General features: G+C 45.7%; 19 protein-coding genes, 1 pseudogene and 1 riboswitch. Of the genes and pseudogenes, 9 read left to right on the top strand and 11 right to left on the bottom strand.

Annotated elements, in window-relative coordinates; translation table 11 throughout:
- Positions 1 to 207: 207 nt before the first annotated feature.
- Both gifA and AC3A14_RS16360 read right to left on the bottom strand, forming a co-directional pair.
- On the bottom strand, positions 208 to 666 hold the full coding sequence (gifA, locus tag AC3A14_RS16365) for a glutamine synthetase inactivation factor IF7A (RefSeq protein ID WP_318701314.1): 459 nt from the start codon (positions 664 to 666) through the stop codon (positions 208 to 210).
- Positions 667 to 717: 51 nt separating this feature from the next.
- Positions 718 to 787, bottom strand: a riboswitch (Glutamine riboswitch).
- A gap of 65 nt (positions 788 to 852) precedes the next feature.
- Positions 853 to 1,398 carry a 2'-5' RNA ligase family protein gene (locus AC3A14_RS16360; protein WP_487779063.1) on the bottom strand — a complete coding sequence of 182 codons (546 nt, stop codon included), beginning with the start codon at positions 1,396 to 1,398 and terminating at the stop codon, positions 853 to 855.
- Between the two features lie 61 nt (positions 1,399 to 1,459).
- On the opposite strand from AC3A14_RS16360, the gene AC3A14_RS16355 reads away from it, so the two are divergent.
- The 6 genes from AC3A14_RS16355 (at position 1,460) to AC3A14_RS16330 (ending at position 4,764) form a co-directional block, all read left to right on the top strand.
- A complete protein-coding gene (locus AC3A14_RS16355) occupies positions 1,460 to 1,726 on the top strand; it encodes a YciI family protein (RefSeq protein ID WP_318701312.1) in 267 nt (88 codons plus the stop codon).
- Between the two features lie 182 nt (positions 1,727 to 1,908).
- Positions 1,909 to 2,376, top strand: a complete 468-nt coding sequence (gene smpB / locus AC3A14_RS16350; RefSeq protein ID WP_271943609.1) for an SsrA-binding protein SmpB — start codon at positions 1,909 to 1,911, stop codon at positions 2,374 to 2,376.
- A gap of 8 nt (positions 2,377 to 2,384) precedes the next feature.
- The gene (locus AC3A14_RS16345) at positions 2,385 to 2,924 is read left to right on the top strand and encodes an HD domain-containing protein (protein ID WP_318733104.1); all 540 of its coding nucleotides are present in this window, start codon (positions 2,385 to 2,387) and stop codon (positions 2,922 to 2,924) included.
- Between the two features lie 6 nt (positions 2,925 to 2,930).
- Entirely contained in the window at positions 2,931 to 3,734 is an 804-nt protein-coding gene (locus AC3A14_RS16340) for an ABC transporter permease (RefSeq protein WP_318720003.1), read from the top strand.
- A 65-nt stretch (positions 3,735 to 3,799) separates the two neighbouring features.
- Positions 3,800 to 4,438: a lysophospholipid acyltransferase family protein gene (locus tag AC3A14_RS16335; RefSeq protein ID WP_318720002.1), complete on the top strand. Its 639-nt coding sequence runs from the start codon at positions 3,800 to 3,802 to the stop codon at positions 4,436 to 4,438.
- 38 nt (positions 4,439 to 4,476) lie between these two features.
- Positions 4,477 to 4,764: a DUF2288 domain-containing protein gene (locus AC3A14_RS16330; RefSeq protein WP_318720001.1), complete on the top strand. Its 288-nt coding sequence runs from the start codon at positions 4,477 to 4,479 to the stop codon at positions 4,762 to 4,764.
- Between the two features lie 14 nt (positions 4,765 to 4,778).
- Here AC3A14_RS16330 and AC3A14_RS16325 read toward each other — a convergent pair whose 3' ends face one another.
- Positions 4,779 to 6,575 (bottom strand): ShlB/FhaC/HecB family hemolysin secretion/activation protein, encoded by a 1,797-nt coding sequence (locus AC3A14_RS16325; RefSeq protein ID WP_318733103.1) that lies wholly within the window; start codon positions 6,573 to 6,575, stop codon positions 4,779 to 4,781.
- A 375-nt stretch (positions 6,576 to 6,950) separates the two neighbouring features.
- On the opposite strand from AC3A14_RS16325, the gene AC3A14_RS16320 reads away from it, so the two are divergent.
- Positions 6,951 to 9,965 carry an S-layer family protein gene (locus AC3A14_RS16320; RefSeq protein WP_318733102.1) on the top strand — a complete coding sequence of 1,005 codons (3,015 nt, stop codon included), beginning with the start codon at positions 6,951 to 6,953 and terminating at the stop codon, positions 9,963 to 9,965.
- 175 nt (positions 9,966 to 10,140) lie between these two features.
- Here the strand turns inward: AC3A14_RS16320 and AC3A14_RS16315 are convergent, their stop codons facing one another.
- The 5 genes from AC3A14_RS16315 to AC3A14_RS16295 form a co-directional block, all read right to left on the bottom strand.
- On the bottom strand, positions 10,141 to 11,283 hold the full coding sequence (locus AC3A14_RS16315; protein ID WP_318733101.1) for a 3-oxoacyl-ACP synthase III family protein: 1,143 nt from the start codon (positions 11,281 to 11,283) through the stop codon (positions 10,141 to 10,143).
- Between the two features lie 135 nt (positions 11,284 to 11,418).
- On the bottom strand, positions 11,419 to 12,546 hold the full coding sequence (locus tag AC3A14_RS16310; protein ID WP_318733100.1) for a 3-oxoacyl-ACP synthase III family protein: 1,128 nt from the start codon (positions 12,544 to 12,546) through the stop codon (positions 11,419 to 11,421).
- 117 nt (positions 12,547 to 12,663) lie between these two features.
- Positions 12,664 to 14,469 (bottom strand): thiamine pyrophosphate-dependent enzyme, encoded by a 1,806-nt coding sequence (locus tag AC3A14_RS16305; protein ID WP_318733099.1) that lies wholly within the window; start codon positions 14,467 to 14,469, stop codon positions 12,664 to 12,666.
- Positions 14,470 to 14,572: 103 nt separating this feature from the next.
- Complete coding sequence (locus AC3A14_RS16300) at positions 14,573 to 16,084, bottom strand: class I adenylate-forming enzyme family protein (RefSeq protein ID WP_318733098.1); 1,512 nt, start codon at positions 16,082 to 16,084, stop codon at positions 14,573 to 14,575.
- A gap of 499 nt (positions 16,085 to 16,583) precedes the next feature.
- Entirely contained in the window at positions 16,584 to 18,395 is a 1,812-nt protein-coding gene (locus tag AC3A14_RS16295) for an HAL/PAL/TAL family ammonia-lyase (protein WP_318733097.1), read from the bottom strand.
- 424 nt (positions 18,396 to 18,819) lie between these two features.
- Here AC3A14_RS16295 and AC3A14_RS16290 point away from each other — a divergent pair, with 424 nt between their 5' ends.
- The gene (locus tag AC3A14_RS16290; protein ID WP_318733096.1) at positions 18,820 to 21,360 is read left to right on the top strand and encodes a CHAT domain-containing protein; all 2,541 of its coding nucleotides are present in this window, start codon (positions 18,820 to 18,822) and stop codon (positions 21,358 to 21,360) included.
- A gap of 75 nt (positions 21,361 to 21,435) precedes the next feature.
- On the opposite strand, the gene thrC is transcribed toward AC3A14_RS16290, so the two are convergent.
- Positions 21,436 to 22,524: a threonine synthase gene (gene thrC / locus AC3A14_RS16285; RefSeq protein WP_271938533.1), complete on the bottom strand. Its 1,089-nt coding sequence runs from the start codon at positions 22,522 to 22,524 to the stop codon at positions 21,436 to 21,438.
- A 150-nt stretch (positions 22,525 to 22,674) separates the two neighbouring features.
- Positions 22,675 to 23,103, bottom strand: coding sequence for a Crp/Fnr family transcriptional regulator (locus AC3A14_RS16280; RefSeq protein ID WP_318733106.1), 429 nt, complete (start codon positions 23,101 to 23,103; stop codon positions 22,675 to 22,677).
- A 241-nt stretch (positions 23,104 to 23,344) separates the two neighbouring features.
- On the opposite strand from AC3A14_RS16280, the gene AC3A14_RS16275 reads away from it, so the two are divergent.
- Positions 23,345 to 23,938 carry a chromophore lyase CpcT/CpeT gene (locus tag AC3A14_RS16275; protein ID WP_318733094.1) on the top strand — a complete coding sequence of 198 codons (594 nt, stop codon included), beginning with the start codon at positions 23,345 to 23,347 and terminating at the stop codon, positions 23,936 to 23,938.
- Between the two features lie 77 nt (positions 23,939 to 24,015).
- On the opposite strand, the pseudogene AC3A14_RS16270 reads toward AC3A14_RS16275, so the two are convergent.
- Positions 24,016 to 25,562: pseudogene (locus tag AC3A14_RS16270) on the bottom strand (type I restriction-modification enzyme R subunit C-terminal domain-containing protein); the annotation flags it as partial.
- Between the last annotated feature and the right edge of the window lie 139 nt (positions 25,563 to 25,701).

The raw sequence follows: 25,701 nt of genomic DNA, 5'->3' as shown, positions 1-25,701 counted from the left end.
CTCCCTTGAGCCTGATTTCTTATTTTCCTCTGCCTAGAGTGATAGAAGAGGGATAAGCCCTTACTAGCTCATCGAATTCACTATAATTCCTACTTGATTCCGCACAGTTACAAAAGAGGGATAAATCCTAAAAAGCTCCCTCCAAGAGCCTTGGAGGGAGACGATACTCAAAATATACCAACTAAGAGCTAATCTAAAACAGCGTTTCTAGCTGTAGGAACCTACATGATGCTCATAGTTCACCCGGAATGTGGGTTGGATTTTACCTTGAATGCGACTCCAATATTTTCCAGAATCAGCAGTTAAACCCACTTCTGTGGCTAAACGGCCGAGCATGGCTTGTTGACGGATTTTGATGCTACGATCGCGAGAAATCATTAAAGCTCTGGCTGTTTCCGCTACCGATCCAGCCATCGATGCTGCCGCAGCAACCACTGGGGTAACTGGTGCCACCTCTGGAATAGCTTGCGGTGCTTTCACTTCACTGCCGACATGATACCTTAGTCCACGATATTTGAGATCCAGGTTGGTCTGCATCACTGGTGCTTTCTTGATGTTGCGGAACCGCCATTCTAAACCGCGATAGGTTCCACCAACCTTTTCCTCTCCCATTTCGATAGTGGGGGGATTGTAATTATAGGTAAGTCCGCGATAACAAAGTTCCATAGCTTTCGCCTCCTAAGATAATCAAACTCGCTTTGTTTCATCGTTAACAGAGGCGCGTTCCTTCAGGATTTCTCCTTACTTCCGTCTTACTCGACAAACGAAGTAAAGTAAGATGAACGATTTATCTTTAACTTTCTGTAGTCTAATATACGGTTTTGCAAAATGTCCAGTATTCGTAACAAAACTTTATATTTCTTCGGGTAAGGGAAACTCATCAAACAACTGCCAACGTTGACCGTTATGGCGTAGGAGGGTCAGACTAGAAGCGATAAACTTACCTTGAAACGAACGATGCTCAAAGTTGGGCCAGGCTTGGCGGAAGTTCTTGGGGGTTAAGTCCCGAAAGGCAACGGTGACATGGGGGGTAAAGGAGGGATGGGAGGATCGTTTGATGGAGGGGAGGGTACTTTGAAGATGGTGGATCAAGGCAGATTGCAGGGCCATCAGTTCAGGGGTTTTGACCACATTGATATAGATGACCTTGGGGGGAAAGGCCGCGAACCCGTCGAGCTGAATGGGGATGGGGAAAGTATTACCTACAAAATCTTCTAAGGACTCTTCCACCTGTTGGATGTTGCCGGGTTCCCACTCAAACGGCGGTTGTAGGGTAATATGGGCAGGAGAATTAAAGGCTTTGCGACTCTGGTAGCGATCGCTAAACTCCTGCTTAATCTGCTCCACTTCCTCCTGAAACCCAGAGGGAACCACAAGAGCCACAAAAAAACGCTCCATTTTGCTATTCATCGCTAAAATAAAAAAGAATCACCCAAAAATTCATAATCCTTCTTCGATCATGCCTTGGTTTGCCAAAATCGAATCTGGAATCGTCGATAAAGCGACATTCGATCGGTATGTTCCCGCCCACAAAGCCTTTGTTCAAGACCTCGTGAATAAAGGATATAAAGCGCGGAGTGGATATTGGCGCAGACGAGGCGGTGGCATGTTAGTATTTGAAGCCAAATCTTGGGAAGAAGCAGAGGCAATCGTCGAGCAAGATCCCTTGATTCTTAACCATTGTGTCACCTACGATCTCTATGAATGGTGTATTGTCGTTGAGTAAAGAGTAAGGTATAGCACATTTAATCTCGCTCTAGCCTATCCCCCTTAAAAAGAGAGCCAATAGAGAAAGTCAGGCTGTCTAAAAGGAATTGAGAGGGATAAACTCGTAGAAAAAGCCTCCCTTCCCAAGAGGGATTTACGGGGATGGAGCGGTTGGAAAATAATGTATGTCGAGGAAAAACTATGGCTAAAACAGGCAGTGGACATAAAATCTTAAGCGATAACCGGCAAGCACGATACCTATATGAAATATTAGAAACCTATGAAGCCGGAATTGAACTGCGGGGAACCGAAGTCAAATCGATTCGCGAAGGACGGGTTAATCTTCGCGATGGCTATGTGTTAATTCGTAATCAAGAAGCCGTCTTACTCAATGTGCATATTTCTCCCCACAAAACCACAGGGAATTACTTTAACCATGACCCCTTACGAACCCGCCGGTTGTTATTACATAAAGAGGAAATTCGTAAACTCATCGGTAAAGTGGAACAGAAAGGCTTAACCTTAATTCCCCTCAAGCTTTATTTAAAAGAAGGATGGGTTAAAGTAGCCGTCGGTTTAGGTCGAGGGAAAAAACTCCATGATAAACGAGAAGACATCAAACGCCGTGACGATCAACGGCAAATTCAACGGGCGATGAAAAACTTTTAGTACACTTTATGTGCATAGAAACCAATATCCCCCTATTAGAATCCATTCTCGGTGAGTGGAAATCCGCGATCGGCAGTCAATACGAGCCATATAAAAACCATGTCTATCGAGTATTGAATTTCTGCTTTATTTTTCATAATTGCCAGGAGGACGATCGAGAAAAGTTGATTATTGCTGGCTGTTTTCACGATCTGGGGATTTGGCCAGATGATACGGTGGACTATTTACCGCCATCGATTGAATTAGCTAAAACTTACCTCAAAAATCAAGGTAAGGAGTCATGGTCAACGGAAATTTCGCTCATGATCGATTTACACCACAAATTCACCCGTGTTCGTAACTGCGAGTATCCGTTAGTGGAAGTGTTTAGAAAAGGAGATTGGGTGGATGTGTCTCAGGGGTGGAGATCGTTTGGTTTACCGAGAATTTATATTAAAGAAGTCTTTAAAACCTTTCCTAATCTTGGATTTCATCAAAACTTATTGCGATTAACTAAAGAAGAATTTAAGCACAATCTCCTTAACCCATTACCGATGATGAAGTGGTAAGAATTCATGTCCAAGAGCACGATTTCGATTAGTGAGATTCAATTGGTCAGTTCATCCCTATTAATTCTCATCAATATGGGATTATCGGTGGGTTTACGGTTAGGATTAGAGAAAACCTTAGCGATCGCCACGATTCGCATGGTCGTCCAATTATTGTTAATTGGATATGTCCTCAATTGGCTATTTTCCTTATCGAATCCGATCGCCATTTTACTGCTGGCTATCCTGATGACCAGCATCGCGGGAATGTCTGGCGTTAACCGCACCTCAAGGCGCTTTGTGGGTATCTATTGGCGCTCCTTCCTCTCCATTTTGGTGGCTGCGTTCTTCATTACCCAATTCTCTATCCTGGCTGTAATTCAAGTCAATCCCTGGTACGATCCCCAATATTTAATTCCCCTATTGGGTATGATTTTAGGTAATGCTTTGAATGGAGTGTCCTTAGGATTAGAGCAATTTATGGAGAGTTTAGTGACGAATCAGGGCAAAATTGAAACTCTTCTGAGCTTAGGAGCAACCCGATGGGAAGCCACCCATGCCGAAGTCAAACAAGCCGTTAGGCGCGGCATGATTCCGATCATTAACTCGATGATGGTGATGGGAGTGGTCAATTTGCCAGGGATGATGACCGGTCAAATTTTAGCTGGAGCTAGTCCCTTAGATGCAGTGCGGTATCAAATTATCATTATCTTTGCGATCGCCTCTGGAAGTGCATTAGGAACCCTCGGTGTTGTCCTGCTCGCCTGGCAAGCGCTGTTAAGTCCCTCCCATCAGCTTAGACTCAATAAATTAATCAAAGTAAAACCCTAAAGAGCTGCTCAGTTTGATAAAATCTCTAAACCTTTTCTTCCCTATCCCGATTCGTTCTCAAAACCATGACTCAAAACCGCGAACCCTTGAAAAGTCTTATTCTTTACCACATCTTCAAGTGGTCTGTGGTCAGTCCCATGCTGCATGTGTATTTTCAAGGCCAGATTTATGGGGCGGAAAATGTTCCCCAGGAGGGGCCGTTAGTCATTGTCAGTAACCATGCCAGTTATTTCGATCCGCCCATTCTCTCCAACTGTGTGCGTCGACCGGTCGCTTTTATGGCCAAGGAAGAATTATTTAAAGTTCCCGTATTAAAACAAGCTATCCGCTTATATGGAGCCTATCCCGTTGAACGGGCAGCCGCCGATCGCAGTGCTATTCGTAATGCCCTATCTGCTTTAGAAGAAGGGTGGGCGACAGGATTATTTTTACAAGGCACTCGGACTAAAGACGGTCGCATTAGTGTGCCGAAATTAGGCGCAGCTATGATTGCGGCTAAAGCTGGAGCGCCCCTATTACCGATTAGTTTATGGGGTACGGAAAACATCCTCGTTAAAGAGACTCCTCTCCCGCGCTCTGTTCCGATTACCGTCCGTATTGGCTCTTTGATCGATCCTCCAAAAACAACGAAACGAGCAGAGTTAGAGCGAATGACTGAAGTCTGTAAAGATGCTATCCATGCACTCCACGACTTAGGACGGTAGAATAAGCAGGTGCAAAATTAGAATAGATAACCTCAAATATGGAAGACATTAGGGAACGTCTCGCGCAAGAAATCGATCGCGCACAATGGCAATGGCTCAAGCCTCATATTGCTAGGGATAATGTGGTAGTGGTGACTCAAGGATTAGATTTAGTCGATGTCGGAGTGGCGATCGCCACGGATCAACTCACTTCCGTACAACACTGGATTAGCGAACAATTGATCGCTAAACCCACCCTTGAACAATTAAATCATTGGGAGCGTGTTGAAGATCAACAGTTTGAGGCTCTTATTGTCCAACCCTATGTTCTCGTACAAGAAGCCTAGGGTTCCATGAAATTTTAAAAATTCGTGAGGATAGAAAAATAAACGCCATTTTCTTGCCAACTCTCGCCGTCAGAGGAAAGGGAAGTTAGTGGGATACCCCAGTCTACTCGAGCGATGAAGCGATCGCTCATCCGCCAAGATAATCCTAAACCCGTTCCAGCTAAGAAGTTTTCTTCGAGATCTAAATCCTGTTCATTCCAGCCAACTCCAAGATCAATAAAGGGAATCAGATGTAAAATCCCTTGGACTCTGGGAACTCGCACCACAGGCAGTTGCACTTCTGCTGAGAATAAAGCTCCATTATCCGTCAGTAGAGTTTCTTGACGATATCCACGCACAGTGTCTACTCCACCTAATCCCATTTGCTCCAAAGGAACCAGAGGGCGATCGGCTAGTTGGATATCGGTACGAACAATCGATAGCATATCAGGAGCCAATAAATGCACCCACTGTCCTTGTCCCCGCCAAGTGTAAAAATTACTGTCAGGAGGAGCTTCGTTACGGCTGGCATTAAAGAGTTGATTTAAACCGAAACTAAATTGCGATCGCAAACTGACAACATCCCGTTCGCTCCGGGTTGTCCATTCCTGAAAAAATCGCAGAGCAGCAATACGGGTGCTACCGCGATCGTCAGCTCCAGGAGAAAGGGGAAAAGGCCCAATATCATCCAGCTCTAATTCCGTTTGACTATCTTGCCAAGAAAACGTCAATCCTAGAGCAAGTTCTTGTCGAGTCGTCCGAATAAGCGGCTGGCGATAACTGACTCTATAGTAGTTAGAGGCAGAAGTGATCCCCAGGCGATCGAAAGGCTCTGTAATCACACGGCTACGACTAATGCCAAACCCAGCACTCAAGGTTCCATTGCTAGCATTCAAGGGCAAGGTATAGTTAAAATCAAAAATATTGCTGCCATCTGTATTCGTATAAATACCGAGAATTTTATCCCCCAAACCCGTTAAGTTGCCTTCCTCGATCAGCAATTGTCGGCGAAACGTACCCACACTAGGAACGCGAGCATTATCCAGATTAGTAGTAATCGTAAAACTATCAGCTTCCGTAACCGTGACCACCAATATGCGGGTTTGTGGGCTACTCCCCGCTTGCAGTTCGCCGGTAATGCTCTCTATGAGAGGATCGAAGCGCAACAGTTGCATCCCTTCTAATACGCGGTTGATATTTAGTGGAGGGGAACCCACCAAAGCGAGGCGACTACGAATATAGTTAGAACTGAGGCGACGCACTCCAATGACTTCAATCGATTCTAAACTGCCTTCAATAACCTGAATTTTTAGCGTCCCATCAGTTATTCTTTGCAGAGGAAAAATCGCTCCAGAAGAAATGTAACCCTCACGGCTATAAAGTTCAGCAATAACTGACCGAATTTTTAACAGTTCAACCAAGGTTAACTCTTGCTGGAGAAAAGAGGCAAGCGCTTCTGTTAATTCCTCATTACTAAAGACTGTATTCCCCTCAATTTCAAATCTCTCAATCCAAAAATTACTTTCTCCTTCCGACGGTATAATTTCTGAGTCTTCTGGAGATTCAGGAGGAATCAAGATCTCTTCTGGAGGAGGTAGAGGTTCACTCGGCAGTTGCGGTTGAGGGATCGGAGGGGTAATGCGCTGGCTAATTTTTATGCCTCGAGAATCCAGGGGTAAGGGGGAGGAAGGAGACTCAGTTAGAGCGATCGCATCTGCAATCATTGGACTAGATTTCCGATAAGCAAGAACTGGTCTTGGACTGACTTCTAATAGCACCACAGTTGCTAAAAAAAGACCTATTTTACGGCTAAATTGAACTCGATTAAGCATAAATTATAACCAGGATACTTTTTGGTGCGTTATCCCCCTCCCTTCGACTCCGCTCAGGGCCAGTGGGATCGAGTGTAGTCTAGCAGTAAATTCTTGCTTTCACAATGTTTTTCTATCTCAGAAAAGCTAAAAAGATCAAACTCAATTGATAGATAAATATTAGATAAGGTATTATTCTCCGGAGAATTAAAACCCCAAGAAACCAGCACTCATCTACTAAAGCCGCCTTTCTCAACTTTACGGATTGGGAGTATAACAACGACAGGAATGAAGAATATTGGCGTTGTTAATACTTAATAAAGGTTAATTATTTACTTGACAATCATGCTATCTAGATATAGGTTCGAGGCAAAGCGTTTCATCTGGAGCATAGCTATGCAACGGACTTGGCTCACTCTTTCAACGACACTGGTTGCTGTGACTTTTTCCTTTACTGCTTCACCCACCTTCGCTCAGGTAGTTCCTGATGGCTCATTGGGAACGAGGGTAAATGGAAATCCCCATTTTATGATTGATGGGGGAACGACTGCGGGACAGAATTTGTTTCATAGTTTCCGGGAGTTCTCAGTTCCTGTTGGGGGTTCGGCAGTGTTCCTGAATAGTCCTAATATTCAAAATATCTTTAGTCGGGTGACTGGGGGGAATCAATCCTTTATTAATGGGTTGATTGAAGCCCAAGGAACAGCGAATCTATTCCTGATTAATCCGGCAGGAATTCGATTTGGTTCGGGAGCGCAGTTGAGGTTGGGTGGGTCGTTTTTTGGCACAACAGCCAATCAGATTATCTTTAATGATGGGGTAGTGTTCAATACGAACGACCCTAGCGAGGAACCGTTGTTGACCATCAATTCTCCGATTGGGTTAAATTTTAATATGGATAATCCAGCTCCCATTCAGGTGGAAGGAGAAGGACATGGGTTGACGATTAGAAGTATTCGGACCTCTCCAGTAGACCGCAGCGAGGCCAATCCTGGGTTGGAGGTAAGTTCGGGAAATACTTTAGCCTTAATTGGGGGAGAAGTGAACTTAGTTGGGGGAGTAGTTAGAGCGCCCGAAGGACATATTGCTCTAGCGGGAGTGGGTGAAGGACAAGTGAGTCTAACCTCTGTAGAGAGAGGATGGCGATTGGGATATGAGGGAGTAGAACGTTTTGGGGACATTAATTTATCACAACAGGCCGCAGTGGATGCCAGTGGATTAGGACGCGGTGCCATTGAGATGGTGGGACGGCAAGTGCGCCTCACAGGAGGGTCAGTAGGATTGATTCAAAATAGTGGTTCAAGTTCTGCGGGTGACTTAACGGTGAATGCGAGTGAGGTATTGGAAGTCAGTGGAACTGATGTAGCACAGACATTTCCAAGTCTCTTATTTAATGAAACGGTAAGTGAGGGAGCAGGAGGGCAAACGAATATTTCTACGGGGAACCTGTTGCTATCAGGAGGAGGAATTATACATAACAAAACCTATGGAAGCGGGGATGGAGGCGATGTATCGGTCAATGCGGCTGATGGGATAGAAGTAAATGGTTTTGCCAGTGATAATCCAGAGATTTTCAGCAGTTTGGTTGCTGTGACAGCAGGAGAAGGTAATGCTGGGAATATCACGATTGATGCTCAAGATATTGTAGCTTTAGATGGAGGGCAAATTTCTACTAGCAGTTTAAGTGCTGGACAAGGTGGAAATATTACTATAAATTCTGATTTCATAGTATTGAGTGGATTTGTTCCTCAAAGCTTGAGACCAGCAAGTATCGGTAGTGGAGCAATTAGAGAAGGAAATGCAGGAAAAATATCAGTAGAAACATCTAGATTAGTTGTCCAAGATGGAGCAACTATCAGCACTTCAACTTTGGCTCAAGGATCGGCAGGAAGCCTCATTATCAATGCCAGTAATTCTATAGAAGTCAATGGTACTGGAAAAACAGAGGAAGGGGAACTGCGAGCTGAAATTGTATCAGATGCTCTGATTTTCCCAGAAGTGTTTCGTCAAGCTTTGGGAGTCCCAGATCGTCCTTCTGGGGATGCAGGTAGTTTGACCATTAACACCCCTCATTTAACTATTTCTAATGGGGCAAGAATCGGTGTAGGTAATCCAGGCACTGGCACAGCAGGTAACCTCCAAATTCAAGCCAACCGTATTGAGGTCATAAACAAAGGAGAAATTACTACAGCGACTGCTTCTGGTGGAGGTGGTAAGATTGATTTGCAAGTCGGGGATATGCTGTTAGTCAGCAATAGAGGCTTAATTTCCACGGAAGTGGGAGAAGTCGGGGTGCAAAGTCAAGCCTTGTCCGCCGATTCTGGCAATATTACGATTAATGCTAATCTGATTCAACTGCTCAATGAAGGGGAAATCACGGTTCGCAACAACGGAACCGGAAATGCGGGAGACCTGACAATTCAAGCGGTACGTCTAGAATTAAGCGATGAAGGGAAAGTTACCGCTACCACTGCCCTAGGACAAGGGGGAGATATTGATCTGACGGTTTCTGATGTACTGCTCATTCAACGGGAAGGCTTAATTTCTGCGGGTGCTTTAGCTAATGAAGGGGAAGAGATATCAGGAAATGCGGGGCAAATTACGATTCAAGGCAACCAGGTACAACTGCTGAATGAGGGAGAAATCACGGTTCGGAATGAAGGCACTGGCAATGCGGGGGACTTACAATTGCAAGCCGATCGCCTAGAGTTACGCGATCGCGGACGGTTAACGGCAGAAACGGCTTCGGGTGAAGGGGGCAACATTGAGCTAAGAGTGGGCGATGTTCTCCTCTTGCGCAATGGTGGGTTGATTTCTACGGAAGCTGGAGGTGCAGGCAATGGAGGGGATATTACGATTAACAGTCCCTTTGTGTTTGCCATTTCTGAAGAAAACAGTGATATCGTTGCCAATGCGTTTGAAGGCAATGGGGGCAATATTAATATTGTTAGTAACAGTATCTTGGGCTTAGAATTCCGGGAAGACTTAACCTCGTTGAGCGATATTACGGCTAGTTCCCAGTTTGGACTCAGTGGGACAGTCACCATTTCTAATCCCAATGTCAATCCTACCGAACAAGATACCGAATTAGAATCAGAAGTAATTGACCCAGAGACCATAATCGTTCAAGGGTGCGATGCAGTGGGCGATAGTCGTTTTGTCGTCAGTGGACGGGGAGGAATGCCACAAAATCCCCGCATCAGACGCTCTGGCGTGACTATCTGGCATGATATCCGAGACCCTGCTCCCTACATGGACAGAACAGCGACACAACGACCTCAACCCGTACCTCCGATTATCGAGGCTAATGCAGCCCGACGGCTGCCCGATGGCACGATGGAACTGTATGTAGACTGGTCAAAGCCAGTACGCTATTTCCGTGGAGGCAATCATCAGGGGGTTTGCCCTTAACAATTAATGATTATTCGTTGTTGCGCTCCCTGAGAGGAGTCCAAGGGAGCAAGGGCTAGAAACCCAGTTTCTTCTATATCCAGGGGCGCGTCCTTACAAAATGGGTAGATGCGGGTCTTAAACCCCCCTGGATATCCAAGGCAGTATCTACTGATGGACCCTAAAGAAGCTGATATTAGGCAGCTACAGTCATAGGGGCTTGGCTACGAGCTGCCTGGAGGATTTTTTCTGAGTTTTTGGGGAGTGAGCCTAACGCCACATCGCCCCAGCGCATGACGAATGCAGTACTATTTCCAGAATAACCAATAGCATAGAGGAGGACTAAGTCGTTTTCATGAATGCGACCAGCCTGAGCAGCAAAGTATAAGTACATTGGCGGTAACACAGGGCCAATATTACCCAGATATGAGTTAAGGTTGATTGTCTGAGTTGGATCAATACCAAGAGCGCGGGTGCAAGACTTGACATACCAAGCCATAGGAGCATGAAACACAAAAAAATTAATTTTGTCAAGTGTAACTCCCGCAGCAGTAGCAGCGCCTTCACAGCAAGTGCAAAAATGTTTATTGACAGACTGCTGTACAGCTCCTGCATTCTCTGTTGGTTGCATTTGCATTTGCACTTTGCCACGATCATTCAAGACGTGAACATCAAATCCTCCCCAAGTTTCACTAGTATTGAGAATTTTGCTGCCAAGGATTCCGTAATTAGTGTTCACTTCACTGACGACAAAAGCACTGGCACCATCACCCATCAAAAATGAAAGAGTATCATTGGGAACCAGAAAATCACTGTAAGCAGCAGAAGTAATTACTAAAACATTACGGCACTCTCCAGAACGCACTTGAGCATAGGCTGTCTGAAGGGCAACCATTGCAGCAGAACAAGCAGATTCAAGATTCCAAGCAGGACAGTGTAGCCCAAGTTTGCCAGCAAAAAAGGCTGCATCGCCTACTATAATTCCTTTAGGCATCATCGTGTTGACAATAGCTAAATCTATATCTTCCGCAGTCAGATCTGCTGCTTCAAGGGCTTGGCAAGCAGCCTGATATCCCAAGGTTAGAACATCTTCTCCATTGCTAATTACTCGGCGTTCCACGCAACCTCGAAATGGATCGGATAAATAGGGGATCATCTCTTCGATCCAAAGATTAGCTTCGTTAGAATCTGATTTTTCAGGAGCAAAGGCTTTCGCTAAAGTCAGTTGTTCTGCTTGCTTGACTAAATCTGGATAATTTTTGCGCCAAAAATCGTTGGTGCGAACTCCACTTGGAAGGCTAATCGCTAATGAACGAATTCCTACGGATTGATTCAACATAATGACAACTCCTTTGATTGGATGAAGAAACTGAACAAAAGATACGTTTATTGAGGGAAGAATGAGGAGGGTACGTCTGTTAAACAGAGATAAGTATTAAATAGACTCGTATGACGCACCTAACAGGGATTCAGATTAAACGGCTACCGCCACTTTCTGGACAGAACTTGGTGAGGGAACAGGTGCAGCGCCGAGTGCAACATCTCCCCAACGCATGACCATTGCCCCTGCTGTAGAAGCCGATCCAATGGTGTAAATCAGAACTAAATCGTTTTCCTTGATTTTTCCAGTCTGCGCTCCATGATACAAATTAGCAATTGGTAAAACAGCCCCAATATTGGCATATTGAGGATAGAGGTTAATCGTGCGGTCTGGATCGAGTCCTAATGTCCGAATACATAAGTCTGCATACCAAGCTAAGGGAGTATTGAAGGCAAAGAAATTGATCGCCTGCAAACTCACACCTGCGGCAACGGCAGCTCCTCTACAACATGAGAGAATATATTCGGTACCCGTTTCCCGAATCTTCTTTCCTCCTTCTTTGTTGGTTTTCATAATCACTTTGGGGTTTCCCTCGTTATCAACTGTAATGAGGTGTTGGAAAGCACCACAGGTTCGAGCTGTATCGACCACTTTAATTCCCAACATTCCTTGATTTTCTTTGAGGTGACTGACAACCATTGCCCCTGCTCCATCTCCAATAAACCAAGAAACCGTATCATCTTCTGGGGAAACGCGAGAATAGGTATTGGATACAACAACCAACACATTTTTATAGTTACCTGAATTAACCATCGCACAAGCTGTTTCGAGGATAATTAATCCACTTGAACAAGCAGATTCAAGATTCCAAGCCGGACAGTGCAATCCTAATTGTTTGTGCAAGTAGGCAGCATTACCAGGAGGAACATAATTTTCCGACATAAATGAAGCAACGATCATCAGATCGATCTCTTCCGGCTGCAATTTGGCTGCCTCTAGTGCATCCACAGCAGCACCATACTCTAAGGTTAATGGGGATTCTCCTTCTCCCAACACTCGCCGTTCGACAGCACCTCGAAAGGGATCGGATAGATAGGGGGCCATTGCCCGATCAAAATCATTGCTTAGAGCTGTTGAGCGATCGGCAGAAAAAGCTCGAGCTAAACTTCTTTCTTCTGCACTCGAAACCAACTCTGGATACTGTTCTAGAAAGTAATTATTGGTGCGAATAACACTCGGAAATTTGACAGCAATAGAACGAATTCCTACAGATTTTAACATGATTTGTCTCCTTAATTGAATACATTATCAGTAGCTGTAAAATTGGGGGGGATTTGTGTCGATTGGGTTGATATTGTCAGGTAAAATTCTCTTTCCCCAACCTACAGAATGAAAGGGCTAGGACGGAAGTCCTTTGGATTCCCGTGCCCCTTGAGCCATCAAACTCTTCACTCGTTCTCCAAGGGGAGCAGGTACTGTGGGGTCAATCTCTACATCAATTACGAAAGGCTCTGTCGCTTTCATGGCTTCTGCTAAAGCCTTCTCAATCTCGGTCTCTTGGGTAATGCGAACCCCCTTGGCTCCCATTCCACGAGCGACAAGTGCAAAATCAGTTTGCGTCATCCCCGCATTAACGTTCTTGAATCCCAATGCCTTCATTCCTTGGTCACACAAGTTGTAGTTTCTATTGTTAAGAACAATCCAGACCGCAGGAATCTGATATGTGACAGCCGTATTTACCTCACTATTCATCAGCATGGCACCATCTCCGACAATGGCGACTGCCTTACGTGCTGAGTCCGCCTCGTCTTGCAAGGCCAAAGCTGCACCCACAACTCCTGTTGCTGCATGACCCATCGAACCAAAGCCCATACTGACCCGATAGCGACCTGGCTCTTTGAAACGTAAGGTATGAGTTCCCCAAGCAAAAGAACTGCCAGCTTCCGTCATCACTACAGCATCGCTGCCATCCACAATGATGTTCTGAATGGCCTGCATCAGCACTTGGGGTCGTACAAGTCCACTAGACTGGGGGTTCATCGGGACAAGATACTCTGGCCGAGGCAAAGATACGGGTGTTGACTCAACAGTCTTTTTGGGTAAAGCCTCAAGTAGCTGCTTCAGAAATACTTTGACATCAGACTGGATGGCTGCCAGGCATTTGGCAGAATTAGAATAAGCATCTGAGGGGTTGCTATCTACTTGGATAAATCCCTCCTGTGGCACCATAGTTGGACTCCAGAATGAAGTAAATTCTCCCAAGTGCGTTCCCAAAACTAATACATGCTTAGGAAGATACTCTTGCATATAGGTGAGGACAGAGGAATGTCCGCCAAACCCACTGACTCCAAGAAAGAGAGGATGATCTTCAGGAAAAATCCCTTTTGCGCGAGGGGAACAGATCACGGGAGCATCCATACGTTCAGCCAGTTTGCGAATCTGTTTAGCAGCTCCCCGCGCTCCAAAGCCGAGCCAAATGGCAAAAGACTTTTCACGTAATAACTTTGCACAATGGGCAATCTCTCTTTTGCGGGCCCTAACTGTTGAGTAAGCCGTTTTGATCTGGGGTAAGGAGATATCAGTTAAATGGGATTCAACTGCCATGGGAATACTGATATGAGCAACAAAGCCATCTGAGTGAGCCAACCCTTTAGCGAACTTGGTTTGGATCATGGGCAATTGAGCCTCAGATTCAAGAATGGTAGCAAAGTCAAACAAAGTACCTGTACTAAAAAAGTCGGAAGGCATGGTGCTAAGACTGGTTTCTTGAAACGCAAACTGGTCTCGTTGAGCAGCAGATGTGCAAGGAGAAATTAGGATCACTTTCGCTCCCTCTGATCGAGCGGTAAATAACCCTGTTAAAGCATTCGTTAGTCCAGGGCCAGTAGTTGTAAACACCACAACGGTTTCACTATTGACAAAATAGGCTTCTGTTGCAGCAAATGCAGCTCCTGCTTCATGACGGAAATGGAATACTTGAATCGAACTTTGTTCTAAAGCATTCCAAACTGGAGCGATCGCACCACCAGAAACCCCAAAAGCTTTTTTAATATCAAACAGTTCCAGCATTTTTACAACCGCTTGTGCTACAGATATCCGGCATTCTGTTTGATCCAATTGTTCTTTGTCTTCTATGCAGGGTTCTGAGAGAGGGGCGATAGTTTTCGCCAGACTCGAATCATCGTCAAAAATTTCTTTTCCCATGATTTTCTTCTTGCATTAATTACTAGCTTTTTGAGGGATAACGTTATCGGATAGAGTAGGAAGTCGGCATTTTACGATCGCAATACTGCCTACTCCTGACTTCCTATTTCTTCTTGAGAGCGAGTTCTTCTTCTCGCAACACTCGTTTGAGAATCTTGCCCGTAGCATTCTTGGGCAGACTGTCTACAAAGGAAATGGAACTGGGCACTTTATACTTGGCCATGCGATCGGCACAAAATGCTTGCAATGCCTTGGCTTTGAGCGATCGCCCCGCTTTTAAGCGCACCTTGGCTTTTACTACTTCTCCCTTGGTAGGATGGGGAGCGCCATAGACGGCTGCTTCCATCACATCCGAGTGTTGGTAAAGAACTCGTTCTACTTCTGCTGGATAAATTTTGAACCCAGACCGATTAATCATGTCTTTGAGGCGATCGACAATGTAGAAATAGCCATCTTCATCCATGTGACCTAAATCTCCAGAATGGAACCATCCATCTTTTAAGACTTTGGCTGTCTCTTCAGGATTATTGAAATATCCCAGCATTACATTCGGGCCGCGAATCACCAATTCTCCAACTTCACCAGGGGGCAGTGGCTCACCTTTGGCATCGACAACCTGCATTTCCACATTCTCAATGGGCATTCCAATGGAACCCAATTTATAGTGCCAATCGTGGTTATAGCAGGAGAACGGTGAGGTTTCGGTTAACCCATAGCCCTCATGCACCCATTGGCCGTACTGCTGCTGCCACCGTTTGGTCAGTTCAGCGGGCAGAACTGCTGCTGCACTGAAGTAGTAGCGGATGGTTCTCAGGGCTAAGGGAGGCAACTGCATGTCCAGCAGCTTGGCAAATACTGTGGGTACGCCAAAGAACATGGTAATGCCTTCGTGTTGTACGGTTTCCACCAGTTTCTCTGGGTCAAAGCGACGTTGTAAGACAATGGTGGCTGCTGCATTGAGTCCTCCATTGAGGATGAAATTTTGCCCAAAACAGTGGAAGAGGGGTAAATACAGCAGCAACTTATCATGGGGCTGAATCTGGCAATTATGCTTCACTGAGTGCATATTGGAGACTACATTGCCATGGGAGAGGGTTGCGCCTTTCGGGAATCCAGTGGTTCCTGACGTATAGATAATAGCGGCTGGGTCTTGAAGCTGCATGGAGAGAGCCTTGGCATGAGGAGACATGCGAGCGAGTAAACGGGTCAAACTCACGTCTTCCTCTGCTTTGCCTTCTGCAATTAAAATGTGCTGGAGATGGGCAAGGTCATCTGCCAAAATTTGCACTCTCAAGTCTTGAGTGGTAACGATCGCTTTGGCTTCACAGTCATTGAGGATAAAGAGTACTTCGTCCTGTTTGAGCATTACATTGAGCGAAACCACTACTGCTCCAATCTTGAGACTGCCCAGATAGGCAATTACAAATTCTGGGATATTGGGCAAAAATAACGCCACGCGATCGCCTTTTTCCACACCCAAGTGCTTCAGTCCATTGGCCATGCGATTGACCAACTCATCCAAATGTTGATAGGTAAATTCCTGTCCTTCAAACCGTAGGGCGACTCGCTGGGGAAAAATTTTGCGATCGCGTTCCAAATGTTCTGTAATGTTCATGACTGTTGTCTTTTAGGATAAAAATTTCGGGAATGGAGAGAATGCTGTGCGCTAGGGAGTCGGGAGTTCCCTTTTTGTTTGTTGTTCCCGATTGGTAATTCTCCACTCCCACTTCCACAAGGGCCGACTCCCCAAGGCGCAGGAACTTCCAATTCCTCGGAGTGCAAGGAATTATTCAATGAATAGAGAAATTGAATCATATTGAAACTTACAAGTTTGGCAAAAGGGAATGGTTTAGTGATCTGTGTCACAGACGGCTAGCCCATCTTTGTTGTTAAAATGCTTAGGTAGATATTCAGAGTTTAGGAGCACTTTAGTGATCCATGTCACAGCGAACCAGTCCATCTTTGTTAGAATATTAGGGGAACTATAGTTTAGCCACCCATTCTTATTGTACTATTTTCTAGCAAAGAAAAATATGGTACCAGTAGTAACCCAAACAATTGTACCTAAGCCATTAGAGTGGAATCTAGAAAAGCTAGCTACTTCCTAATCAGCCTTAAGACAAACCCATATTTTGAAGGGACTGCAAAATGAGACCCCCTTGTTCTAGATCTGTTGCTATACAGGCGATATGATAATCCAGGGATTGCTCACGGTCATTCCAAATGTATGGTCTTCTGGTTGAAGGAGGCTTGTCTACCACTGCTCGGACAGCACTATAGAGCTTTTCAGTAGCAGGAGAAAGACATTCCCTGGCATCGTAATGGCCAGAAATTTTGTATGTTCGTTGATCCACGCCTTGCACAGCAAACATTAAAGCCACAGCCATATATTGATAGGAAATGGAAATCGCTTGCCGAGTTAAGTTTGCAGAAGCAAACCCTTGAGAGTTAATATTCTGATTAAACTGTTCAGCATGGGTGGGAAATCGGTCTGCAATAGAATTACCAAAAAAAGTTAAAAGGGGCATTAGGGAATTGCCGGTAATTTGCAATCCTTTTAAGCCCATATTTACCTTTCGGCCAGTATGACCAACCAACGAAGGGGGAAGACCATTATTAAATTCTGGGGCGACCAGAAGAGCAATCTGCGTATCCAGGTGTTTAGCCAAAAGTCCCAGATAATAGCGCAGTCGATCCATCCCTACACCGACGTACTGACCGAGAAAGTTTCCGCAGTGGTACGTAGTTTGATTATCAACATCAATCAAGGGATTGTCAGTAACCGAGTTCATTTCCACTTCAATTTGTCCCGCAATTTCCCTTAGTCCATCCACAATGGGTCCAAGATACTGAGGGAGACAGCGCAGAGAATAGCGGTCTTGCATTAAGTTCTCTCGTTCAAAGTGCTGCCGTTCTTGCCGTTCGTCTCGCGATAATACGGAGCCTTCTAAAAGGTCGAGCATCGTAGCAGCAGCCCACTTTTGACCTGAATGAGGTTTCAAGTCATGGATAAAGGGATGAAAGGATTGATTGGTTCCAGCTAATCCTTGCACAAAGAGGGCATGAGTCCCCATGGCTAAGGCTAACAGTTGTTGGGCATCGTGAACGCACAGAGCAGCAATACCTGTCATCACCGATGTCCCATTGGTCATCGCTAACCCTTCTTTTGGATGCAAGATTAACGGCTTCAACCCCAGGTTTTGCAAGGCTTGAGGGGCAGGCATCGATTGCCCTTGAAAATCAACCGTAAATGAGTCATCCACACCAATCAATGCGCCTGTAATCCTAGCTAAGGGCACTAGATCTCCACTCGCTCCGATCGATCCGTACTCGTAGACGTGGGGGGTAACCCCTTGATTGAGAAAGGTAGCCATCCGTTTAATCAGTTTTAGTCGAATCCCGGATGCTCCTTTAAGGTGCGAGTTCATCCGTAACAGCATTGCTGCTCGGACATCGGCTAGGGGCAATGGTTTTCCCGCTCCTGACTTGAGGAACCAAATCAAGTTGTTTTGCAGTTCGGCTGCTTCTTGGGAGGAGATAACGGTATCCGCCATGCCACCAAAACCGGTGGTTACTCCATAAATGGCTTTGTTCTGAGCCACCGCATCTTCTATATAGTTGTGAGCAGCCTTAACTTGTTCTAATAGTTCTTCTGCATCCGACAATTGAACTAAAGTCCCCTGGCGAGCAACTTCAGCTATGTCTGTGATGGTGAGGTTCTCATCGCCCACCGTTACGATTTCATTTTCATGCCTCGGAAGAGGAGATCGCTCCTTTTCCTTAGATGGTTGTTCTCCAAACAGTTGCGAAGTCTCCTGAACCATACGGTTTCCCTGTTGTTTTTGCTGTTTACTGCTTAAGGTCACTTGTTCTTTTTCCCGCAGGACTCTAGTGTTCCCACGGATTAGTCCTGGTCTTTTTCTCATGTATTAATGCCCTCAATCTGCCTTAAGTGCTAGGTGAATCTATTTATGGTGTGATACTAGCTTATTCGTTATATCTACATAATAGATGATCCCCTACTAAAGTCAACCTCTCGTTGATAAGATATATCTATGTATATACAACATAAACATAAGTATCGATAGTCAGAAAAGAGGATAGGGGGACGCGGAGATGGAAAGATTGCCTATTACTGCGAAATGCGTACTCTCCACTTCCGAACGCGAAGCGCAGCGCTATAGAAGAATTTAATAATTAAATCGTTGGGTTCTAAACCTGTCCCAGACAGAGAAAGGGGTGGAGGAGTGCATTGATGATTTAAGGAAGGGGGGTCTGACCCCTCCCATCGGCAGAGGAAATGAGCTATTTTCTAAGTGTTCAACAACACTACGTCTTAAACAGAACACTATGATCGGAAAATTACGACGTTACTGGAATTATCTTTTAATTGCATTGGTGACTATCGGTCTCGCTTTGTCTATTCAAAGCGCGATCGCGATCGTTCCCAATCGCACTTCTGTCCCCTCTGCCCAAACCTCCACTCCTCTGGAGCAAGGTCGTCAACTCTATCAGTTAGGTCGCTTTGCAGATGCGGCTACACTTTGGAAGCAAGCAGCACAGGGCTATGAGAGAGCAGGAGATGATGCCTATCAAGCCTTGAGTTTAAGTTATCTCGCCTCCGCTTATCAAAAACTAGATCGTCCAGAACCAGCCCAGGAAGCCATTGAAGAGAGTATCGAGATCTTAGAGTCTGACCCTGAGCCACAAGCCTTTCTTTGGGGCCAAGTCCTCAATACGCAAGCCAATCTTTTTCTCTATTTGGGACAAACTCAAAAGGCTTTAGACACTTGGGAGATGGCAGAAAGCTACTACCAAGAAGCTGGAGACCGTCAAGGCGTGGTGGGGAGCCAACTGAACCAAGCGCGAGTCTGGCATGGTTTGGGGTATTATGGCCGAGCCTATGATACTCTTGAGGCGATCGCGCAACAAACCAATCAGCTTGATGATTCACTGCTCAAAATTCAAACACTCCATAGTTTGGGAAATGCCTTACATCTGAATGGATATCGGAACGATGCACGCCAAGTTCTAGATCAGGCTTTGATTCTCGCAGAACAGATCAACGCAGACAGCGAACTGAGTCCAATTTTATTAAGTTTAGGGAATATTGCCGCTGACCAGAACAACACCCCTGATGCTCTGTATTATTATCAACAAGCGGACCGCACGGCCAAGAATGGAAAGACTCGGTTAGACGCACAACTTAACCTCCTACAAATGTATACAGAACTTGGAGAGCAGAAAAAGACCCAAACAATTGCAACTTCTCTCCAAAAGCAAATTGATACATTGCCTGCCAGCCGCTCTAGCATCTACGCAACGGTTAACTTTACCCATACTTTAAATACCCTTGAACGGCCAGAAACCATCCTACCACCGTCCAAAGTCGCCAAGCTTCTAGGTGCTGCGGTGCAAGATGCCCGTAGTTTGAAGGATGCTACAGCAGAAGCCTATGCTCTAGAACAATTGGGCGCACTATATGCTCGACAAGGACAAACCTCAGCAGGGGAAAATTTACTCAAACAATCTCTGTCACTCGGTCAGGCAATGCAAGCCAATGTCATTATTTCTCAAGCAGCTTGGAATTTGGGCCGGGTACTGCAACAAGAAGGAAATCAGACAGAGGCGATCTCCGCTTACCGAGAAGCCATTGATGCTCTGCAAGCATTGCGAGGTGACTTAGTCGGGGTTGATCGGGAGATTCAGTTTTCCTTTCGCGAAAGTGTGGAACCGGTTTACCGAGAATTAGTCGGACTCCTGTTAGATAATCATCCCGGTCAAACCGAATTAGCGGAAGTCCGCAACCTAATTGAGAGCCTACAATTGGCAGAACTCGATGACTTTTTTGAAGATGCTTGTTTAGAAGCCAAACCCCAACAAATTGATGCCATTGACCCCGATGCGGCTCTCCTGTATGTGATTATGCTTCGCGATCGCCTCGTCGTCCTCGTCTCTGCTGCATCCGAACCCATCCGTTACTACACTCATTCCATTTCTCAAAAGGAGGCGACCCAAACGTTCCAAACCTTTTTTGCTACCCTACATCCTGTCTCAGATAATACTAAACGATTAGAACCCTCCCAACAGATCTATGATTGGTTGATTCGGCCCGCAGAAGAAGATAATGCATTACAAGGTCACAACACCCTAGTGTTTGTGCTTGACGATCTCCTCCAGCGCGTGCCTGTAGCCGCCCTCCATGACGGACAACAGTATCTGATCGAAAAATATGCGATCGCTTTGTCTCCAGGTTTGCAACTGCTACCAGCCAAGCAACTAGAAGAACAAGAGATTGAGGCTCTTGTGGGTGGCATTAGTGAGGCAATCGATGGATTTGCTGCTCTCCCAGAAGTAAAACATGAAGTCCAAGAGATTTCCAATACTATCCAGGCGACTCAATTACTCAACCAAACCTTTACGCGAGACAAATTGGTACAGAAACTAAAACGAGACCATCCCAATGTAGTTCACTTAGCTACCCATGGACAATTCGGCTCGACTCAAGAAAATACCTTTTTACTGGTATGGGATGGACAATTAAATGTGCGAGAATTATCCGAAGTACTCAAAGACCGCCGCCGGAGTAAAGATAACCTAGAGTTATTAGTCTTGAGTGCTTGCGATACTGCCGCCGGAGACGATCGCGCAGCTTTAGGTTTAGCCGGATTTGCTGTCAAATCTGGGGCCCGCTCCACCATTGCCAGTCTTTGGCCGGTTCGCGATCGAGTTGCTGCTCAACTGATGGCCCAATTCTATGAAGACTTGCGTCAACCGGGTATTGGCAAAGCTGAAGCCCTTCGCCAGGCGCAGCTTAAACTCCTAGAGAGTAAAAGCTTTCGTGAACCTTTCTTCTGGGCCTCTTTTGTCATGGTCGGGAATTGGCTCTAACGCTCTGCGTTGGTGAGTAGGAGGATAGGGAAGAAGGGAGGACTTCCTATTCCCTATTCCCTATTCCCTATTCCCTTAAAATCCCATGGCAGCAGCGACAGACTTTAGATCGGGTTCGATGCCTTGATGACATGGATTTTGGCTATGGTTAATCGCTGTGTCGGGGTCTTTCAAACCATTGCCAGTGAGAACACAAACAATTTTGGCTCCTTCTGGGACTTGGTCTTTCACCTTCAATAACCCAGCCACCGAAGCGGCAGAAGCCGGTTCGCAGAAAATCCCTTCTTCGGAGGCTAACAGGCGATAGGCATTGAGAATGTCTTCATCGGTAACGGCTTGGAATTGGCCACCACTGGCTTCTTGGGCTGCCACTGCCCGATCCCAACTGGCAGGGTTCCCAATACGAATCGCAGTGGCGAGGGTTTCTGGATGTTCGATGGGGTGTCCGGCCAGAATTGGGGCCGCGCCAGCCGCTTGAAAGCCCATCATTTTCGGCAGTTGACTACATTTCTTTTCTTGATGATATTCACAAAAACCCATCCAATAGGCAGTAATATTGCCTGCATTGCCCACAGGAATACAAAGCCAGTCCGGAGCATCCCCTAATGCATCTACGACTTCAAAGGCTGCTGTTTTTTGTCCTTGGAGGCGATAGGGGTTAACGGAGTTGACCAAGGTAACTGGATACTTTTCCGAGACTTCACGTACGATCGCCAATGCTTGGTCGAAGTTGTCTTTAATGGCCAGAACTTCTGCCCCATAGAGCAGGGCTTGGGCAAGTTTACCCAGGGCGACATAGCCTTCAGGAATAATTACAAATGCCTTTAATCCTCCCCGTTTAGCATAGGCAGCAGCAGCGGCCGAGGTGTTGCCGGTACTAGCACAAATCACGGCTTTCGAGCCTTCTTCTTTCGCTTTCGAGACTGCCATCGTCATCCCCCGGTCTTTGAAACTTCCGGTGGGGTTTAAGCCATCATATTTTACCCAGACTTGAACCTGTTTTCCGATTTGAGCAGCGATCGCCGGCACAGGAATCAGAGGTGTGTTACCTTCTAATAAGGTCACCACAGGCGTGTTTTCAGTTACAGGAAGGTAGGCGCGGTAAGTTTCAATTAATCCTTTCCAAATACTGCGTGCGGACGAGTTTGGATGAGTTTGACCGATCGGGGTTGATAAAGTGGCAGTCACGTTCGCTTGGTTAATCCAAATGAAGGTTAAAATATCTGTTTACTATAGTTTAATGCATGGGTTGCTTTTAGGAAAATGCGGAGAGTGGAGGAATAGAGATTAACCCTTACCAGCGCTTCGTGCTATCTATATAAAGCTCCATTCTCCAAACATTGCCGTGCGTGCTTGTTGCACCTCTGAGACCTGGGTTTCCATTTCCTGCTGTTTAGCATAAATTTCTGACAACTGGCGCGTCATGGCTGAAGCTCGTTTGGCCATGGCTTCGGACATATTTAATAGAATCAAACCCGTCACGCGATCTCCCTCGACGACTTGTTGATGTAAAACATCAAAGTCAATCACAATGACCTTCACCTGGCTAAGGGTAGTAACATGGGCAGAACTCGGTTCACCACTAAAAAAGCTGATTTCCCCCAACACCGTAGGAGCTTTGAGGGTCGAGAGGAGGTGTTCCCCTTTGGAAGTCTCTAGGGAAACCTGGACTTCTCCTTCGAGAAGAAAAATAATTTGCCGACAGAGAACATTTTGTTTTAAAATTCGCTTGCCTGCGGCGATCGTTCCCTGTTTACCCAGTTACAGACTTTCTGAAACTTGTTTTGCTTTCAGGTGATTAAAAGCTTGAAACTGTTGATACTTCATGGCATTCAGCTCTCAGTCTATCCTAACTCTGGTTTTATTATGCACTCTCTCTTCGTTTCTTGACTCAGAGAAATTGCAGATAAACAATTGTCAGATAAACTCGACTCTGGGCATCAAGCCTCAGTCTCAGTTTTGCAATTATTAATGATTAATTCCTATGACCCATTCTACAGATATTGCCACCTTCGCCCGCTGGATGGCCGCAGACTTCAGTAATCAAGAGCAAGCCTTTGAAAATCCGCCCTTTTTTGCTCATATTCGGGTTTGTATGCGTCCGCTTCCCTTCGATCTCATGGGCAATATTAGTTTATATCTAGAGCAAGCCTATCATCTAGATGTTACTCAACCTTATCGTACCCGCGTCCTCAACTTTGTCCTCAAGGATAATCAAATTGAGGTCGAAAATCATAAAGTTTTGCATGAAGAAGAATTCTACGGTGCATCTCGGCATCCGGAACGCCTCCAGAACCTCACCGCAGACCGGATCGAAAAATTGCCGGGATGCACCTTCCAAGTCGAATGGACAGGCAAGAGTTTCAAAGCCAAAGTAGAACCGGGAAAAGGTTGCGTAGTTGTTCGTAACGGCAAAACTACTTATCTTGACAGTGAATTTGAAGTTAGTCCTTCTGGACTGATTAGTTTAGATCGCGGACGCGACCTGGAAACGGGTGAAAGGGTGTGGGGTTCGATTGCTGGCCCCTTCGAGTTTGTGCGCTGGGAAAACTTTGCCCACGAGGTCCACACCCAATAATAGGTAATAGGTAATGGGTAATAGGAAAACCGTTTTTCGTGTTAGCGAAGCTTCCATGCGATCGCAATGACAACGGTTTATCCTGCCCTAGTATTCAACTCGTTTAGGATTTCAATAATGGTATCCACATCACTGTCTCCAAAAACGCCATCTAGCCCCTGACTGTGCTAGTTGGTAAATGGGACTTCATATAATATAATAAACCTGGTGACATTACGCCGTTTTGGGTTAAATAATCGATGATGTTCTCAATAAATCGAATCTGGTTACCACTAAAATTATTGGTGTCTAAATACTTGCTAAATGCTTCCTTTGCTGCCTTTCTATCTAAGCCGACGATTTGCCTGACGAATCGCTTTAAACTCATATTTTCTCCATAAACTTCCTCAAACTTATCGCGGTTTTCTATAGCGTCGCTTGAGAATAACATCTTTTCCAATTCTGTTAAATCTTCATTGGTTAGGGGTAAGTTGCGCTTTAATTTGGCAATTGTTACATGATTTTCGTTGCTGCGGATGTAGGTTTCTACTTTTTTGCGATACTGTTCGCGACTGAATGCTGGGGTGGCAGTGGGAACTTCTGCCTCGCGCAATTCTCCCAGTTCGTCAGTAAAGTCGGTATAAACTATCTCTTGGGTGGAGCGATCAACAAATTCAACCAACTCCCGGAGGTCGCAGCGGAGACGTTCGATACTCTCTGGAGTCGGGTCGCGCCACCATTCCTCTTGCTGCATCTCGGTAATTAATTCTAGTTTTTGCGCCACCATGGGGATGTTGGCTTTTTGCTCTAAGTTGCTACTTAAATCTCTCACCTTATCCCTCAACAGTTCAAAGTCGCGGGTTGGGTTCAAAATAGCTAGTTGTAACTTGACACAAAGCAGGTCAAATCTTTTGGTTAAGTGGCTTTCGTCGGGCAGACTGTCAGGCAAACCGGCTAAAGATTGAGCGATCGCCTCTCGGTCATCTTCTGTTAAGTGGTTCCACCGCGATCGCTGGCTAAATTCTTCCACTTTTTCCAAGTGGGGGCGGACTAGAAAGTTATCCTTGGGCATTGAGGCGACTTGTTGGTGGAGTTGGTTCAATAAACTTTCTTGGAGGGCGCTAGTAACGGACTGACTCAGTTCTAACCGCCTTTTGAACAAGCGAGCGCTGAGACTTTCGGGAATTTTGGCATTGCTTTCGGCGATCTCTTGGTCGAAATAGTCGAAGTTGCTGCACAGGTCAAATACTAAAAACTCCTGTTTGTCAAGACTGGGGCCGAACAAATTTTTGCACAAACGAGTGCCGCGCCCGATCATTTGGTTGAATTTGATGCGGGAATAGACGGGTTTGAAAAAGACGAGGTTGACGACTTCGGGCACATCTACCCCGGTGTCGAGCATATCCACGGATACGGCGATGGTTGGCTGTTTGTCAGATTCGCTAAAGTCGTCCAGGAGGTTTTGAGCGTAGGGGTTTTTGCTGTCGATGACTTGACAAAATTCCCCTTTGTAGTGCGGATAGTTGGCGTTGAAGCGTTCGGCGATAAATTCCGCGTGCTGGTGGTTGCGGGCGAAAATGATGGTTTTGCCCAGGCGATCGCCCCCATCTATTTTTAACCCCTTTTCCATCAACAGTTTTAGGGCGTGTCATCAATTAAAGAGATTGACATTAAAAGTATAGTATGGTCATCAAGAGTCACTGGCAAGAGGAATGTTCTAAATGACTAGACGGGATGACCAATGGGAACGTATTCAAAATTTACTACCAGGGCGTAAAGGCACT

It is taken from the genome of Roseofilum sp. (genome assembly GCF_982964205.1).
This window is presented reverse-complemented; position numbering and strand designations above follow the sequence as displayed.

Coding starts and splice junctions, on each gene's coding strand:
- AC3A14_RS16355 (WP_318701312.1), top strand. CDS start 1,460: ATGCCTTGGTTTGCCAAAATCGAATCTGGAATCGTCGATAAAGCGACA.
- AC3A14_RS16300 (WP_318733098.1), bottom strand. CDS start 16,084: ATGAACATTACAGAACATTTGGAACGCGATCGCAAAATTTTTCCCCAG.
- AC3A14_RS16290 (WP_318733096.1), top strand. CDS start 18,820: ATGATCGGAAAATTACGACGTTACTGGAATTATCTTTTAATTGCATTG.
- gifA (WP_318701314.1), bottom strand. CDS start 666: ATGGAACTTTGTTATCGCGGACTTACCTATAATTACAATCCCCCCACT.
- AC3A14_RS16330 (WP_318720001.1), top strand. CDS start 4,477: ATGGAAGACATTAGGGAACGTCTCGCGCAAGAAATCGATCGCGCACAA.
- AC3A14_RS16295 (WP_318733097.1), bottom strand. CDS start 18,395: ATGAGAAAAAGACCAGGACTAATCCGTGGGAACACTAGAGTCCTGCGG.
- AC3A14_RS16345 (WP_318733104.1), top strand. CDS start 2,385: ATGTGCATAGAAACCAATATCCCCCTATTAGAATCCATTCTCGGTGAG.
- smpB (WP_271943609.1), top strand. CDS start 1,909: ATGGCTAAAACAGGCAGTGGACATAAAATCTTAAGCGATAACCGGCAA.
- AC3A14_RS16325 (WP_318733103.1), bottom strand. CDS start 6,575: ATGCTTAATCGAGTTCAATTTAGCCGTAAAATAGGTCTTTTTTTAGCA.
- AC3A14_RS16305 (WP_318733099.1), bottom strand. CDS start 14,469: ATGGGAAAAGAAATTTTTGACGATGATTCGAGTCTGGCGAAAACTATC.
- AC3A14_RS16320 (WP_318733102.1), top strand. CDS start 6,951: ATGCAACGGACTTGGCTCACTCTTTCAACGACACTGGTTGCTGTGACT.
- AC3A14_RS16275 (WP_318733094.1), top strand. CDS start 23,345: ATGACCCATTCTACAGATATTGCCACCTTCGCCCGCTGGATGGCCGCA.
- AC3A14_RS16340 (WP_318720003.1), top strand. CDS start 2,931: ATGTCCAAGAGCACGATTTCGATTAGTGAGATTCAATTGGTCAGTTCA.
- AC3A14_RS16360 (WP_487779063.1), bottom strand. CDS start 1,398: ATGGAGCGTTTTTTTGTGGCTCTTGTGGTTCCCTCTGGGTTTCAGGAG.
- AC3A14_RS16335 (WP_318720002.1), top strand. CDS start 3,800: ATGACTCAAAACCGCGAACCCTTGAAAAGTCTTATTCTTTACCACATC.
- AC3A14_RS16315 (WP_318733101.1), bottom strand. CDS start 11,283: ATGTTGAATCAATCCGTAGGAATTCGTTCATTAGCGATTAGCCTTCCA.
- AC3A14_RS16310 (WP_318733100.1), bottom strand. CDS start 12,546: ATGTTAAAATCTGTAGGAATTCGTTCTATTGCTGTCAAATTTCCGAGT.